We start from the raw sequence: 15,922 nt of genomic DNA, 5'->3' as shown, positions 1-15,922 counted from the left end.
CCCACCGGGGACGCGCCTCACGGGTGGGCTCACCCGGCCGGTACGCACCGCCGTACCGCTCTCCGCTTCAGGACTTACTCGTCCGGCACCGGCTGCCGGGCGGCGGCATGATCGAGTCAGTCGCAAGCCGGATCCAAGACGACTGCCGGAGACTGCCGGTCCATGAAGGTTCCGGTCGTACTCCAGCACAGCATGGTGGAATGCGGCGCCGCGTGCCTGGCGATGATCCTCGCCGCGCACGGGCGGCGCGTCCCGGTGTACGTCCTCTCCGAGGAGATGGGCATCGGCCGGGACGGGGTCAGCGCGCTGACCCTGGTCCGCACCGCCCGGGCGCACGGCCTGGCCACCCGGGCGGCCTCCGTGCCCGCGGCACGGGTCTCCGAGCTCCCGCTGCCCGCGGTGGTGCACTGGCGGCACAGCCACTTCGTGGTGGTCGAGCGGGTCTCCCCCGGCCGGATCATGATCATCGACCCCGCGCTGGGGCGCGTGGGCCTCACCCCGCGCGACTTCGCCGAGAACTACAGCGGGGTGGCGTTCACCTTCGGGCCGGGGGCGGGCTTCCGCACGGGCCGCGTCGGCGACCGGGCCGGCTGGTGGTCCCGGTACCTCCGGGTGATCGTGAGCCGCCATCGCGGTCTGCTGGCACTGCTGATCCTGCTCAGCCTGGCCCTGCAGGCCCTGGGCCTGGTACTGCCCGCCGTGACCGAGACGGTCGTGGACCGGGTGCTCACCGCGGGCGAGACGGACCTGCTGACCCTGATCGGGCTGGGCATGGCGGTGACGACCGCCGTCCAGCTCGCGGTCGGCGCGGCGCGGTCCTGGGCGCTGGTCACACTGCGGACCCGTGCGGACACCGCCCTCCTGGACGAACTGGCCCGGCGCCTGCTCTCGGTGCCCTTCCGCTTCTTCGCCCACCGGGGCTCCGCCGACCTGGTCTCCCGGATCTCCGGCGTGACCCTGCTGCGAGAGATCCTCACCGGCCAGGCGCTGACCGCCCTGCTGGACGGGCCGCTCGCCGCCGGGTATCTCATCGTGGTCACCGTACGGTCGCCGCTGCTCGGCGCGATCCTGCTGGCCTTCGCGGCGGCACAGGTCGTCCTGCTGACCACGACCCACCGCCGGCTCGCCGACCTGACCCACCGCGAGATGGAGGCCCGCAACGACGCCCAGGGACAGCTGATCGAGAGCGTCCGCGGCATCGAGACGATCAAGGCGGTGGGGGCCGAGGAACGCGTCCTCGGCCGCTGGTCGCGGTTGCTCGCGGTCCAGATGCGGCGGGCGCGGCGCAACGGGACGGCCCAGGGCCTGCAGGACTCCGCCCTGGCGGCGCTGCGGTTCGGCACCCCCCTGGCCCTGCTCTGGGCGGGAGCCTGGCAGGTCACGACCCATCAGCTCAGCCTGGGCGCCATGCTCGGCCTGCAGGCCCTGGCGGCGGCGGCCCTGGCCCCGCTGGCAGCCCTGACCGGCGGCCTGCGCAGCGTGCAGCTCGCCCGGGTACACGGTGAGCGGCTGGCCGACCTGTGGAGCACCCGGACGGAACCCGCCGCCCGGGACCACTCCCCCCGGACGGAACCCGCCGCCCGGAACAGTCCTTCCCGGGCCGGCTCCGGCGGCTCCGGAGCCGCTCCCGCAAACGGCTCCGCAGGCGGCCCCGGCCACGGCCACGGCCACGGCGACCCCGGCTCCGGCCACGGCGGTCCGGCGGAGATCGAGCTGCGCGGGGTCGGGTTCCGCTACACGCCCGAGAGCCCCTGGATCCTGCGCGGCATCGACCTGACGATCCCTCCCGGACGGAAGATCGCCCTGGTCGGCCGGTCCGGCTCCGGCAAGAGCACCCTGGCCAGGGTGCTGCTGGGGCTGCTGGGGCCGGCCGAGGGCGAGATCCGCTACGGCGGCGTCCCGCTGTCCGAGGCGGAGGCGGGCCGGCTGCGCCGCCGGTTCGGAGTGGTGACGCAGGAACCGGCCCTGTTCACCGGGACGATCCTGGACAACATCACCCTTGGGGACCCCGACGCGTCCCTCGCCCGGGTGCACGAGGCGGCACGGCTCGCCTGCGTCCACGACGACATCGGCGCCATGCCCATGGGCTACCACACCCACCTGACGGAGGGGGGCGGCGTGTCCGGCGGGCAGCGGCAGCGCATCGCCCTGGCCAGGGCCCTGCTCACCCGGCCGGACATCCTCCTCCTGGACGAGGCCACCAGCCACCTCGACGCCGACACCGAGGCGGTCATCGACGCCAACCTCGGCACGCTCACCCAGACCCGCATCGTGATCGCCCACCGGTTGAGCACCGTCCGCGACGCGGACCTGATCGTCGTACTCGACGGCGGCCGGATCGCCGAGACCGGCACCCACCGGGAACTGCTCCGGCTGGGCGGCCGTTACGCCCGGCTCGCCGGGAGGCAGGCCGACGGCGAGGACAGCGGTTTTGCATCCCTTCACAAGTCGCTTCCAAGACGACCCTGACAGCCTCTCGATCAAGGAAATCCCGCAATGAAGGGGGGTGCCCGTGAACGACGGCGCACGCAATCGGATCGAGGACCTCGCGCCCGTCGGCGACGAGCTCGACGAGAGCGCCCTGCACGGCATCAGCGGCGGCCAGCCGAAGCTCATCGCGATGACCCAGGTCGACCCGCCGGGTTACTGCGCGATGGACTGAGCCTGCAGTCGGAGAAGTCAGCCCCTTCCGGAGAGAGGAGAGACCGATCATGGATTACGCATCGGGAACCGAGATGCGCGACCTCGCGCCCCTCGGCGACGAGCTCGACGAGAGCGCCCTGCACGGCATCAGCGGCGGCCAGCCGCGAGAGATCTTGGGGACCTACGTCAACCCTCCGGGTGTCTGCTTCAGCGACGAGTGACCGGCCGGACGACCGGCCCTTCCACGGAGAACAGGAGGAACAACGCCATGAACCGGACAGAGCTGAACGACCTCGCGCCCATCGGCGACGAGCTCGACGAGAGCGCCCTGCACGGCATCAGCGGCGGCCGGCCGCGAATCCTCGTCATCGAGGTAGGGGGCACCCAGATCGACCCCCCGGGCGTCTGCGTCGAGGACTGACCGCGTAGAAGAGGCCGGGCGTCCTCCGCTCGACGCCCGGCCCCGTATCCCGGAGGAATCCCGTGCCCACCCCGCACGTCCTCGTCCTCACCGGTGACGAGGACCCCCATGCCGCCCGGGTCACCGGCCTGCTGACCGGACGCGGCGCCCGCGTCACGGTCTTCGACCACCGGCTCTACCCGGCGCAGGCGCACGTCGAGCTGGCCTACACCGGCCGGGGCCTCACCCGGCGCCTGCTGCACACCGGAACCGGCGCCGGAGCCGGCACCGTGGACCTGAACGAGCTGACCGCCCTGTGGTGGCGGCGCCCGACGCCGCCGGCGGCCCATCCCGAGCTGACCGACCCCGCCGTCGCGGCGTACGCCGCGCAGGAGAGCGCGAGCCTGGTCTCGGACCTGTGGGAGCATCTGCCGTGCCGCAAGGTGCCCGCGGCCGAGTCGGTGCTGCAGCGGGCCAGGCGGAAGTCCTCCCAGCTGATCATCGCGGCCGAGCTGGGCTTCACCGTGCCGGACACATTGATCACCACGCAGGCCCGGGAACTGTGGGACTTCCACGACCGCCACGACGGCCAGATCGTCACCAAGCCGTTCGGCAGGCCGTGGGTGGAGAACCTCCGCAGCGGTGACACGGTCTCCCGCTTCTGCGAGCCGGTCTCCCCGCGCGACCTGGCCTACGCCGACGCGCTGCGGTTCTGCCCGGTCATCGTGCAGCGGTACGTGCCCAAACGCCTGGAGCTGCGGGTCACCGTGGTGGGCGGCCAGATCTTCGCCGCCGAGATCCACTCACAGGCCTCCAACCGGTCCCGGCTGGACTGGCGCCGCTACAACACCGACGTCACCCCGCACCGTGTCCACCGGCTCCCCGACGAGGTCGGCCGGCGCTGCCTGGCCATGATGGACCGCCTCGGCCTGCTGTACGGCGCCTTCGACCTGATCCTCACGCCCGAGGACGAGTACGTGTTCATGGAGATCAACCCCAACGGCCAGTGGCTGTGGATCGAGGATCTGACCGGCCTGCCGATCAGCCGGGCCGTCTGCGACCTGTTACTGGAAGGACCCCGAGCATGAGCCCGGAGACCGCGACGCCGCCGGAGACCACGACGCGCCCGCACGCCCCCGCTCTCCCGGAGACCGCGACACCGTCCGGGACCGTGACCCCCGGTCTTCTCGGTGACGCCCTGACCTGGTTGCGCGGGCTGGACGGAATCGGCCCCGAGGAGGCCCGCGGGCGGCTCGGTGAGCTGCGGTCCCGGCACCCCGGTGCGGACATGCGGCTGGTGTGGCAGCGCGAGGCCGCCACCGGCGACTACCACTACGACCTGCTCCTGCCGTCCACCGGCGGCACCGTGTCCCTGGCCTTCGCCCCGGACCGGGCGATCCCCTGGCCGCTGCGGGGCAGCCAGCGCTCCGGCGAGCAGGTCGTCCTGCGCGTCAACGGCGTCGACGTGCAGATCGAGCAGGTCGTCTCCCTGCTCGACGTGTTGTGGGAGGACACCGGCCTGGCCGTCCGCCTGGTCAACGCCTGCCTGGTCGAGCAGGAGGTGGCCGCCTCCGCCGACCTGGCGGACGGGGAGCTGCAGGCCGCCATGGACGCCTTCCGCCGCGCCCGGGGGCTGCTCACCGCCCGCGCGACCGAGGAGTGGATGGCCGAGCGCGGCCTCGGCGTGACGCGTCTGGAGCAGATCGTCACCTTCGAGGCGAAGGTGGCGCGGCTGCGCCGCCGGGTGACCGCCGGACGGGTCGAGGGCTTCTTCGCCGAGCACGGCGCCGGGCTGGACGTGCTGCGCGTGGTCCGCCTGCGCTACGGCGCCCGCGCCGACGCCGACGCCGCGGCGGCCCGGCTGCGGGAGCGGTCCGGGGACACCACGCCGCAGGAGCTGGGCGCCCTGGCCACCGGCCTGGCGACCGAGGCCGCGCTCGCCGGTCTGGGCACCTGCCGGATCGAGGGGAACCCCCGGGAGGATCTCGCCGCCCTGTACGGCGCGGACGCCCACGACGCCCGGGCCGGGGCAGTCCTCGGACCCCGCCCGACAGGGGACGGGGGGTTCGGTGTCACCGTCGTGCTCGCCGTGGAGCCGGCGACGCCGAATCCGGCGACGAGGAAGATCGTCGAGCGCCGGCTCTTCGACGACTGGCTGCGCGAGCGGCGCCGGCACGCCCACGTGCAGTGGTTCTGGGGGAGTACGGCCCGCACCGACGCGCTCGACGCCGCCCTGAAAGCTTGAGGCCGCGACCGCTCCCGGAACTCACCCTATTACAGCTCTATATCGGCCTTTACAAGATCTTGTCACGAGATCAGACAAATGTTACTTCTTGCGCAGCAGGCGTGATCCACGCGCTCAGTGGCCAATGGCGGCCACCTCTCCGCAGGAGGACCGGTGTCGAGCAAACCCTGGTTACGCATCAGCCTCATCGCCGCCGCGACGGCATCCCTCGCACTCCCCGCACTCGCGGTCCCCGGCGTCGCCCAGAGCGGGCCGGCCGGCAAGACCCCCGTCCACGACTTCCAGGCCGAGGAGCACGGCAAGCCGGACGTGGACAACCGGAGCGGCGCCGTCGCGCCTCCCGCGCTCGCCAAGAGAGCGGCAGGCGCGACCATCCGGTGGAACGCTCTCGGCACCCCGGCCGTCGTCACCGGTACGGCGCCGCTGGCCGAAGGGCTCGGCTCCGACCCCGAGCAGGCCGCGCGGGCCTACCTCAAGGCCAACGAGAGCCTGTTCGGGCTGACCGCCGAGGCCGTCGACGCCCTGGAGAAGATCGCGGTCAACCCGATCGGCGGCGGCCACGCCGTACTGCTCCGCCAGAAGTTCGGCGACCTGCCCGCGGGCGTGGACGGGCAGGTGGCGATCGGCGTGCGGGACGGCAAGGTCCTGCACGTCACCTCCACCCTGTCACGCTCCACCGAGGCTCCCCCGGCCGCCGTCCTCACCGGGCAGCAGGCGCTGGAGACCGCCGCCCGCGACGGCGGGATCGACCTGGCGACGGCGACCGTCAAGAAGGCCACCGCGGTGGCCGTGCCCACGGCCGACGGGCCGCGCAGCGCCTACCAGGTGGTCCTCATCGGCGGCGGTGACGAGCCCGCCGCCTACACCACCCATGTCGACGCGGTCAGCGGCGCGATCCTGACCCGCGAGAACCTCGTGGACCATCACGCCGAGCCGGACAACCCGCAGTGGGAGGTCTTCCCGGCCAACCCGCCGGCCGACTACTCCTCCACCGACACCCGCGCCCGCTGGTGCTTCACCGCCGGGCCCGGCTGCGACTACGTGGTGGGCGGCGACCCGGCGACGGGGCGGGCCTGGGACGTGGACCACGCCACGAACACCCCGACGAACACCAGCATCGGCAACGCCGCCAGGACCTTCGAGAACCGCGCCAGCGGGGACCCCTTCACCGTCGGCACCCGCAGCAACGTGCTCACGCCGAGCCGGAACTACGTCTACCCGTGGACCAACCGCTGGTACACCGCCAAGTGCGACCCGGCCGTCTTCGACCAGCCGGGCGAGGCCGACCTGGAAGCCGCCATCGCCAACCTGCACGCCATGCACAACCGCATGCACGACTGGTCCTACCGCCTCGGCTTCACCGAGACGGCCTGGAACATGCAGGACGAGAACGGCGACCGCGGCGGCCTGGGCGACGACCCCGAGCAGGGCAACGCCCAGGCGGGCGCGCGGGTGCTGAGCGTGCGCGACAACGCCAACCAGATCACCGGCCCCGACGGGGTCGCTCCGATCACGAACATGTACCTCTGGCAGCCGGTCGCGGGCGCCTTCTACTCGCCCTGCGTGGACGGCGACTACGACATGTCGGTGATCGGGCACGAGTACACCCACGCGATCTCCGGCCGCATGATCGCCGGCCCGAACGCCGGGTGGAGCGGGGCCCAGCCGGGCGCCATGAACGAGAGCACCTCCGACCTGTTCGCCATGGAGCACCTGTACGAGTACGGCTTCCGCCCCGCGGGCGACACGCCGTACGTGACCGGCGGCTACGTCACCGGCGACAAGAAGGCGGGCATCCGCAACTACGACATGTCCAACTCGCCGCTGAACTACAGCGACATCGCCTACGACCTCGTCGGCCAGCAGGTCCACGCCGACGGCGAGGTCTGGTCGGCCACCCAGTTCGACGTGCGCGAGGCCTTCCTCAAGCGGTACGGCAAGGGCACCCCGGCCACGCAGCGGGCCTGCGCCGACGGCAAGACCCCCGTCGACAAGTGCCCCGGCAACCGGCGCTGGGCACAGCTGTCCTTCGACGCCCTGCTGCTGATGGCCTCCGGCGCGGTCAGCTACGTCGACCACCGGGACGCGCTGCTGGCGGCCGACGCGATCCGCTTCGGCGGCGCGAACCAGGACATCATGTGGCGGGCGTTCGCCGAGCACGGCCTCGGCGAGGGCGCGGCGAGCGTGAACCAGAACGACCCCGACCCGACCCCGAGCTTCGTCGACCCGGTCGGCCGGAACGGCCGGATCCAGCTCAAGCCGCTGGCCGACGCCAAGGGCGCCGCGCTGCGCCTGTACGTCGGCGACTACGAGGGCCGCGCGGTGCCGGTGGCCGACACCGACCCCGCCACCGAGCTGGGCGACACCGTGGAGATGACCCCGGGCCTGTACGACTTCCTGGTCGTCGGCAACGGCTACGGCCACACCCGGGTGAAGTTCGCGGTCCTGCCCGGCTTGAGGCTGCCGCTGCCGCTCCCGCTGGGCAAGAACCTCGCCTCCTCCGCGCTGGGCGCCACGGCGACGGGCGACGGCGTCAACCACGCCAGGCTGATCGACGAGACCGAGGCGACGAACTGGGCCTCGCTCACCGGCGCGGTCACCGGCAAGTCGGTCACCGTGGACCTGGCCGGGTCCGACCCCGTGAAGATCCGCCGGGTGCAGGTCAGCGCCATGCTGCGGCCGAACGTCAACGACCCCGCCGACCCCGGCGGCCAGAACCGCTTCAGCGCCCTGCGCGCCTTCGAGGTCCTGGCCTGCGACGCCACCAAGAAGGACTGCTCATCCCCGGCGAACTTCTCGGTCGCCTACACCGGCCCGGCCGACGCCTTCCAGACCCGCCTGCCGCGCCCGCGCGGGGCGGACCTGATCATCAAGTCCTTCAAGATCCCGACGACCACGGCCACCCACCTGGCCCTGCGCGTCGTCTCCACCCAGTGCACCGGCAACCCGCTCTACGCCGGTGAGCAGGACAACGACCCCAACTCCGCCACCGACTGCGGCACCGCCAGCCCGGCCCGCGAGCAGGTCCGCGCCGCCGAGTTCCAGGCGTTCGCCCACTGACGGTCCGCTCTGACACGACGACCCGTTCCGTACGGCTCCCGCCCCCCTCCCGGGGCGGGAGCCGTCCCGTGTCCGGGATCCCGCTTTTCCCCGTCCGCCCGGCGTCACTCCGCCCGCAGCGCGTGGGCCAGGTTCAGCCGGGCGGCGACCCCGGCGGAGCGGGCGGCGAGCAGGTTCATGGCCAGGAGGGTGACCGGGCCGATGAGCACCAGCGTCCACGTGGGGACCGGGGGCACGTAGAACAGGGGCGTGTTCTCCGCGACGCCCTGCCACAGGACGCGCCCGAGGGCGAGGCCGACGGGAACGCCGAAGACCAGCCCGACCGCGGCGAGGGTGCCTGCCTGGGTGGCCACGCTCCACCGGGTCTGGGCCGGTGTCATGCCCAGCGCCCGCAGCACGGCGATGTCGTGGCGGCGGCGCCGTACGGCCGTCACCGACGTGTAGGCGGCCGAGGCCAGGGCGAGGAGCGCGAGGAAGGCGCCGAGTGCGACGGGGAGCGCGCGGACGCCCTGGACCTCGGCGAGCTGTCTGGGCTTGAAGGACGACATCATTCCGATGTCGTCGCCGCCGGGAAGGGAGCCGACCGTCTGACGGAGCCGGGCGGTCGCCTCCGCGACGTCCGCACCGGGCCGGAAGGCGACGAAGCCCATGCGGATCTCGAAGGACGCGAACAGGCTGTCGTAGCCGGCGGGAGTGGCCAGGACGCCTTCGGAATAGGTGTTGGAAGGCCCTTCGGGGACGAACCCGATGCCCGAGACCGTGAAGTCCCGGCCGCCTCGATCGCCGGTGAGATGGATCCGGTCGCCGACACCGGCCTTGAGCATGCCGGCGTCCCTGAGTTTGCCGGCCGTGTCGGCGGCCAGCATGATCTCCCGGTCGGAGACGGGCAGCCGCCCGGTCTTCAGCTCGATCGGCGGGGGCGTGCCGACGGGCGTGTAGTCGTACACCGGGAACGTGAGGTCGCCGGACGCGGCGCTGAACAAGCGCCGGTCCTCCACTCCGGCCACGTCCGGGTCGCGGGCCAGCACCGACAGCACCCGGCCGACCTGGTCGGCGGGCCCGCTCCGGCCGTTGGCCCCCAGGAAGACCAGGAGCCTGTGCGTCTGGCCGTACCTGGCGGGGTTGCTCGCGGCGTCGCTCACCCCGGCGGAGAACGTCAGCGCGGCCACCACCCCCGCGATGCCCACGGTGGACCCGATCAGGGCCGAGCGCACCGGCAGGGCGGTACGGCCGTGCCCGCGTTCCAGGGCCAGGCGGAGACCGACCAGGACCGGCACCGGCCAGCCCATCCGGCCGGCGGCCGTGGCGACCGCCGAACGGCCGGACGGGCCCGCGGGCTTGGCTGCGACGGCGAGCCAGGCGTACCCGCCCGCGCCCGCGGCGACCGCGACGAGGACCGCCACCAGGCCCCCGAGCAGGACCGGCCAGTCCAGGTCGAGGCCCGGACGGGGTTCGAAGTTGGCCGCGGCGCCGAGCGGCGTCCACCGGGAGGCCAGGGCCGCCCCCGTGACGCCGAGCACCGCGCCGGGCAGGGCGGCCGCCGACGGGCCGAGCGCGGCGGCGACCACGGCCTGGCGTGGCGTGAGCCCGGCCGGGATCAGGACCCGCAGCTCCGCGAGGGAGGCGGCGACCAGCCGGGCTGCGAACTGCCCGATCACCAGGGCGGCTGCCACCAGCGCGGACAGCCCGAACGCCAGCAGGGCGATCGCCTCGTACCGGACCAGCCGCTGGTTGCGGCGGAGGCCGTCGGCGAGGTTGTCCACCCGGATCTCCGGACGACCCGTGGCGGCCGCGAGCCGGCTGCGGAATTCGGCCAGGCCGTCCTCGCCGTTTTCCAGGCGCACCAGGGCGTTGGTGAATTTGCTGCGCTGCGCCCCCAGGAAGTTGTCCTGATATTTCAGGAACAGTCCTGGCGAGGGGATGGCGAAACCCTCACCGGTGGCACCGCCGGAGGTCTCACCGACGCGGTCGGCGAACCACGGCGAGCGGATGACCCCGACGATCCTCGCCGTGACGCGCGGGCCGTTCGCCCTGATCCGCGTGCTGCCGGTGTTGGCCGCGTCCACTCCGAGATCGATGTCCGCCTCCTGCGGGGTGGCGAGGCGGATGACCGCCGAGTCGCCGACCCCTTTCCCGTACCGCTCGACGAACCGGGCGGAGACCGCGAGCTCGTCGGCGCGGGCGGGGTCGGGCAGCCTGCCGGCGAGGAGTACCGGCCGCTCGACGTCCCGCCAGACGGCGGGGTCGACGGGCGGCACCGAGTCCCAGCCGAGCTGGACGCCCTCGATGTACATGGCCGCGGTGACGGAGGGCGCGACCCCGAGGACCCCCGGAATCGCCCGGACCTTGTCCCAGTCGAACCCCGGATCCTGGATCAGCACCTGAGCGTCCGCGGGCAGCGTGCCGGCGCGCAACCGATCCAGGGCGCTCTCCCCGCGCCTCGAACCGGCCACCGCCGCCAGGACCGTGGCCAGGGAGAAGGCGATGAGCACGGCCAGCACGGCCAGGGACCGCCGGCGGCGGCGGACCTCCAGCCCCAGCCAGGCACGGGGGAACCTCACGGGGCCCAATGTCCTCCCGGCCGGCGCACCGCGCCAGGGTGCCAGCCCTCCTGAAGCGATGGGGGCACGCCGTCTGCGTGGTCGCCGCGCCCGTGGCGGATCACCCCTGCCGCAGGCTAACCGTTTCCGGCCGAGGTTCTCCTCCACTCCGATTTGACCGCCATCATCTGGGCGGTCTTGCCGGGATCCCGGTCGATGAGATCCCCGAGTATCTCGTCCACCCGTGCCAGAGCGGCATCGTCGATCTTCTTACCGGATGCCGAAGCGTTCTCGGCCACCTGCTCGGGCCTGGTGGCACCGGCGACCACCGAGGAGACCCCCGGCTGCCGGAGCACCCAGGCGATCGCGAGCTGAGCGGCCGACAGGCCGCAGTCCGCGGCGACGGGGAGCAGGTTCTGCACACGTTCGAGAAGCTGCGGGCCGAGCACCCTGCCGACGAATGCGGGAGCCCGCCCGCCGGCCCTCCCCCTCGACCCCTCCGGCGGTTCCTGGCCGGGCCGGTACTTCCCGGTCAGCACACCCTGCGCCAGCGGCTGGAAGGCCAGCTGACCGATGCCCTCACGAAGGCACAGCGGGGCGATCTCCGGTTCGATGATCCGCCACAACATGTTGTACTGCGGCTGGTTGGAGACGAGGCGGCTGCGCAGGCCGAGCTCGCGGATGATGGTCAGCGCGGACTCGATCTGCGGAGCCGTCCACTCGGAGACGCCGACGTAGAGCACCTTGCCCTGGCGCACCAGGTCGTCGAGAGCGACCAGAGTCTCCTCCAGAGGAGTCGTCTCGTCGAAACGGTGCGCCTGGTACAGGTCGATGTAGTCGGTACGCAGCCGGCGCAGGGACGCCTCACAGGATTCCCGGATGTGCTTGCGGCTCAGACCGCGATCGTTCGGACCGTCACCGGTGGGCAGGCAGACCTTCGAGGCGATGACCAGAGACGACCGCCTCTCGCCGGCGAGCGCGGCGCCCAGCACTTCCTCGGCCGCTCCCCGCGCGTAGACGTCGGCGGTGTCGAAGGTGGTGACGCCCGCGTCGAGCGCGGCCCGGATGCAGGCCACGGCCTGGTGACGATCCACCAGTTCACCGTGGGTGAGCCAGTTTCCGTAGGTGACCTCACTGACCATCAGGCCGCTGCGCCCAAGGTGGCGATGCTCCATCGGCAGCCGGGGTACGGCGCCCCTGGTGCGGGCCCCTCCCCCGTCCCCCCTCTCACGTGATCGACGACGACACCAAGTCGATCATGACATCGGGGAGGGTCGCAGGCTTTCTGGTAGAAAACCGCCCTAAACCGGATCGGGGGTGGCGACGGGGACGATCTCGGGGGCGCCCAGGCGGATGGCGTCGGCCTCGTGGTCGGTGTCCTGCTCCTGGGACAGGCGCTCGGCCTCGATGCGCTTGGCGTAGTACTCCACCTCGCGCTTGACCTGCTCGGCGTCCCACTCCAGCGGCCCGGCGAGCAGTTCGGCCGCCTCCTGCGCCACGGCCACGCCGCGGTGGAAGGTCTCGAAGGAGACGTGGGTGCGGCGGGTCAGCACGTCGTTGAGGTGCCGGGCGCCCTCGTGGGTCGCGGCGTAGACGACCTCGGCCCGCAGGTAGTCGTCGGCCCCGGTCAGCGGGCGGGCGAGCGAGGGGTCGTCCTCGATGAGCGCCAGCACCTGGTCGATCATGGAGCCGTACCGCTGGAGGAGGTGCTCGATCCGCGCCACGTGCAGCCCGGAGGTCTGGGCCAGCCGCTGGCGGGAGTTCCACAGCGCCTGGTACCCCTCCGCCCCGGCCAGCGGGATCCGGTCGGTGCACGAGGGCGGGACCCGCTGGTCCAGGCCGTGCGCCACCGCGTCGACCGCGTCGCGGGCCATGACGCGGTAGGTGGTGTACTTCCCCCCGGCGACCATGACCAGGCCGGGCACCGGGTGGGCCACCACGTGTTCGCGGGAGAGCTTCGAGGTCTCCTCCGACTCGCCCGACAGCAGCGGCCTCAGCCCGGCGTAGACGCCCTCGACGTCGTCGCGGGTGAGCGGGACCGACAGCACCTCGTTCACGTGCTCCAGGACGTAGTCGATGTCGGAGCGGGAGGCCGCCGGGTGCGCCCGGTCCAGCTCCCAGCGCGTGTCGGTGGTCCCGATGATCCAGTGGCGGCCCCAGGGGATCACGAACAGCACCGACTTCTCCGTGCGCAGGATGATCCCGGTCAGGGAGTGGATGCGGTCGCGCGGCACCACCAGGTGGACGCCCTTGGAGGCGCGCACGTGGATCTGGCCGCGCCCGCCGACCAGCTCCTGGATGTCGTCGGTCCACACGCCGGTGGCGTTGACCACCTGCCGCGCCCGCACCTCGCGCTCGATGCCGGCCTCCAGGTCGCGCACCCGCACCCCGGTGACCCGCTCGCCCTCGCGCAGGAAGCCCACCACCTGCGCCCGGGAGGCGACGTGCGCCCCGTAGGTCGCGGCGGTCCGCAGCACGGTCATCACGTAGCGGGCGTCGTCGACCTGCGCGTCCCAGTACTGCACCGCGCCGGAGAAGGCCGTACGGCGCAGCGCCGGGGCCAGCCGCAGCGCCCGCCTGCGCGACAGGTGCCGGTGGCCGGGCACGCCCCGGGTGAAGCCGAAGGAGAAGCCGAGCGAGTCGTACATCACCAGCCCGGCGCCGACGTACGGCCGCTCCCAGCCGAAGTGGGTCAGCGGGAACAGGAACGGCACCGGCCGTACGAGGTGGGGGGCGATGCGCTGCAGCAGCAGGGCGCGCTCCTGCAACGCCTCCCTGACCAGGTCGAAGTTGAGCTGCTCCAGATAGCGCAGCCCGCCGTGGATCAGTTTGGAGGAGCGGGAGGAGGTGCCCGAGGCGAAGTCGCGCGCCTCCAGCAGCCCCACGCTCAGCCCTCGCGTCGCCGCGTCGAGCGCGACCCCGGCCCCGACGATGCCGCCGCCGATCACCACCACGTCGAGCTCCGAGGTGGCCATCTGCTCCAGTGCGGCCGTTCTTTCGGCAGGGCCGAGCCGTGCGGTGCCCATTCGCGCCGTCATGCTGCATCTCCCCGAGGTACGCCGATCGTCCTGTCCAGAGTCTGTTCCCGGGTGGGACCCCGGGGCCAGCCCCTGGGGTATCTACCCTTTCATCCCAGCCATCATTACCCACCAGTAGCAAACCCCGGCGAGATTCCGGCCACACTCCGGTGAACGATTCATCACCTCTCACGCATACCGGTCACGCATACCGGCCCCACGTGCCCGCCTTCACGCCCGCCGTCAGGCGCGCACGACCTTGACCCCCGCCTCGCCGAAGCGGGCCGCGGCCTCGTCGGACAGGCTCTCGTCGGTGATCAGAGTGCTCACGGCGCCGAGCGGGCAGATGCGGGCGAAGGCGCGACGGCCGATCTTGGACGCGTCGGCCACCACGACGACCTCCGCCGCCCGGCCGATCAGCAGGTTGTTGACGCTCGCCTCGCCCTCGTGGTGGGCGAAGGCCCCGGCCTCGGCGTCGATGGCGTCCACGCCCAGGAAGGCGACGTCCAGCGTGACCTGCTCCAGCACCCCCGAGGCCAGCGGGCCGATCAGCTCGTAGGACTGCGGCCTGGCCACGCCCCCCGTCAGCACGATCTTCACGTGCTGGCGGACCGTCAGCTCGGCGGCGATGTTCAGGGCGTTGGTGACGATCGTGAAGCCCGCTTCGGGGCCGGCCCGGAGCGCCAGGGCCCGCGCGACCTCCGAGGTGGTCGTGCCGCCGTTCATGCCGACGATCGCGCCGGGCGCCACCAGCGCGGCGGCGGCCTCGGCGATGCGCTGCTTCTCCCCCGCGTGCCGGGCGGTCTTGTAGCGCAGGGGCAGGTCGTAGCTCACGCTCTGGGCCACGGCCCCGCCGCGGGTGCGCATGAGCATCTGCTGCTGGGCGAGCTGGTCGAAGTCGCGCCGGATCGTCGCGGTGGAGACCTCCAGCGCCTCGGCCGCCTGCTCGACCGTCAGGCGGCCCTCCCGGGCGAGCAGTTCGAGGATCGAATTCCAGCGCTCGTATCGGCTCACGGGGAACAGGGTGACACAGACGAGCGATCAAAACCCACTGGTGCGCAATCATGCTCATTTCTGCTATAAATCAATCAGAAACAATCCCACTGGGGAGGCATGCCGTGACCACCCACACCGAAGCAGAGATCGCGTCCCAGCCCGCCTGCTGGCGCCGCGCCGTCGGCGAGGTCCCGGCCGGCGCCCTCCCCCGGCCGGGCGAGCGGGTGGCCGTGGTCGGCTGCGGCACCTCCTGGTTCGTCGCCCAGGCCTACGCCGTGCTCCGCGAGCGCGCGGGTCACGGCGAGACCGACGCCTTCGCCGCCTCAGAGGCGCCGACCGGCCGCTCCTACGACCGGGTGCTCGCGCTGACCCGGTCCGGCACCACCACCGAGGTGCTGGAGCTGCTCAAGAGTTCCGGCACCCGGACCACCGCGATCACCGCCGATCCGGGCACCCCGGTCATGACGCTGGCCGACGAGGTGATCGTCCTCGACTTCGCCGACGAGAGGTCGGTCGTGCAGACCCGCTTCGCGACCACCCAGCTCGCGCTGCTCCGCGCCCACCTCGGCGAGGACCTGACCGGCGCGATCGCCGACGCCGAGCGCGCGCTCGCCGTACCGCTCGCCCCGGGGCTCCTGGCCGCCGAGCAGTTCACCTTCCTGGGCCGCGGCTGGTCCTACGGCCTGGCGCTGGAGGCGGGCCTGAAGATGCGCGAGGCCTGCCGGGCCTGGACCGAGGCCTATCCCGCGATGGAGTACCGGCACGGCCCGATCAGCATCGCCGGCCCCGGCCGGGTCACCTGGATGCTCGGCGAGTCCCCCGCCGGGCTGCGCGGCGAGGTCGAGGCCACCGGCGGCACGTTCCTGGAGAGCGGCCTGGACCCGATGGCGGAGCTGGTGACGATCCAGCGGGTGGCCGTGGCCCGGGCGCTGCGGCAGGGCCTCGACCCGGACGAGCCGCTCCACCTGACCCGCTCGGTGATCCTCCCTCCCCGGTGACCTCCGGGAGAGGAGAGGATGAC

12 protein-coding genes are annotated in these 15,922 nt (G+C 72.7%); 8 read left to right on the top strand and 4 right to left on the bottom strand.

Annotation, left to right across the window (positions count from 1 at the left end; genetic code table 11):
* Positions 1-162: 162 nt before the first annotated feature.
* The 7 genes from Pta02_RS25845 to Pta02_RS25815 all read left to right on the top strand — a co-directional run bounded on the left by Pta02_RS25845 (position 163) and on the right by Pta02_RS25815 (position 8,348).
* Positions 163-2,469, top strand: a complete 2,307-nt coding sequence (locus Pta02_RS25845) for a peptidase domain-containing ABC transporter (protein WP_203877512.1) — start codon at positions 163-165, stop codon at positions 2,467-2,469.
* 43 nt (positions 2,470-2,512) lie between these two features.
* Positions 2,513-2,662 carry a hypothetical protein gene (locus Pta02_RS25840; protein WP_203877511.1) on the top strand — a complete coding sequence of 50 codons (150 nt, stop codon included), beginning with the start codon at positions 2,513-2,515 and terminating at the stop codon, positions 2,660-2,662.
* A 49-nt stretch (positions 2,663-2,711) separates the two neighbouring features.
* Positions 2,712-2,864 (top strand): hypothetical protein, encoded by a 153-nt coding sequence (locus tag Pta02_RS25835; RefSeq protein ID WP_203877510.1) that lies wholly within the window; start codon positions 2,712-2,714, stop codon positions 2,862-2,864.
* Between the two features lie 47 nt (positions 2,865-2,911).
* Positions 2,912-3,064 (top strand): hypothetical protein, encoded by a 153-nt coding sequence (locus Pta02_RS25830; protein WP_203877509.1) that lies wholly within the window; start codon positions 2,912-2,914, stop codon positions 3,062-3,064.
* 62 nt (positions 3,065-3,126) lie between these two features.
* Positions 3,127-4,131: an MvdC/MvdD family ATP grasp protein gene (locus tag Pta02_RS25825; RefSeq protein WP_203877508.1), complete on the top strand. Its 1,005-nt coding sequence runs from the start codon at positions 3,127-3,129 to the stop codon at positions 4,129-4,131.
* Positions 4,128-5,288, top strand: a complete 1,161-nt coding sequence (locus tag Pta02_RS25820) for a TIGR04500 family putative peptide maturation system protein (protein ID WP_203877507.1) — start codon at positions 4,128-4,130, stop codon at positions 5,286-5,288. Before Pta02_RS25825 ends, Pta02_RS25820 begins: the two co-directional genes overlap by 4 nt.
* Positions 5,289-5,441: 153 nt before the next feature.
* Positions 5,442-8,348, top strand: a complete 2,907-nt coding sequence (locus Pta02_RS25815; RefSeq protein ID WP_239131221.1) for a M36 family metallopeptidase — start codon at positions 5,442-5,444, stop codon at positions 8,346-8,348.
* Between the two features lie 104 nt (positions 8,349-8,452).
* On the opposite strand, the gene Pta02_RS25810 is transcribed toward Pta02_RS25815, so the two are convergent.
* The 4 genes from Pta02_RS25810 to Pta02_RS25795 all read right to left on the bottom strand — a co-directional run bounded on the left by Pta02_RS25810 (position 8,453) and on the right by Pta02_RS25795 (position 14,919).
* Positions 8,453-10,909, bottom strand: a complete 2,457-nt coding sequence (locus tag Pta02_RS25810; RefSeq protein WP_203877506.1) for an ABC transporter permease — start codon at positions 10,907-10,909, stop codon at positions 8,453-8,455.
* Between the two features lie 116 nt (positions 10,910-11,025).
* Positions 11,026-12,063: an aldo/keto reductase family protein gene (locus tag Pta02_RS25805; RefSeq protein WP_203877505.1), complete on the bottom strand. Its 1,038-nt coding sequence runs from the start codon at positions 12,061-12,063 to the stop codon at positions 11,026-11,028.
* Between the two features lie 126 nt (positions 12,064-12,189).
* A complete protein-coding gene (locus Pta02_RS25800; RefSeq protein WP_239131220.1) occupies positions 12,190-13,926 on the bottom strand; it encodes a glycerol-3-phosphate dehydrogenase/oxidase in 1,737 nt (578 codons plus the stop codon).
* Between the two features lie 222 nt (positions 13,927-14,148).
* Positions 14,149-14,919, bottom strand: coding sequence for a DeoR/GlpR family DNA-binding transcription regulator (locus tag Pta02_RS25795; RefSeq protein ID WP_203877504.1), 771 nt, complete (start codon positions 14,917-14,919; stop codon positions 14,149-14,151).
* Between the two features lie 104 nt (positions 14,920-15,023).
* Here Pta02_RS25795 and Pta02_RS25790 point away from each other — a divergent pair, with 104 nt between their 5' ends.
* Entirely contained in the window at positions 15,024-15,899 is an 876-nt protein-coding gene (locus Pta02_RS25790) for an SIS domain-containing protein (RefSeq protein ID WP_203877503.1), read from the top strand.
* The last annotated feature ends 23 nt before the right edge of the window (positions 15,900-15,922 follow it).

Source organism: Paraplanobispora takensis, assembly GCF_016863195.1.
GTDB classification, from domain to species: Bacteria; Actinomycetota; Actinomycetes; order Streptosporangiales; family Streptosporangiaceae; genus Planobispora; species Planobispora takensis.
Note: the sequence above shows the minus strand (reverse complement) of the source record. Positions and strands in the feature narration are given on the sequence as shown.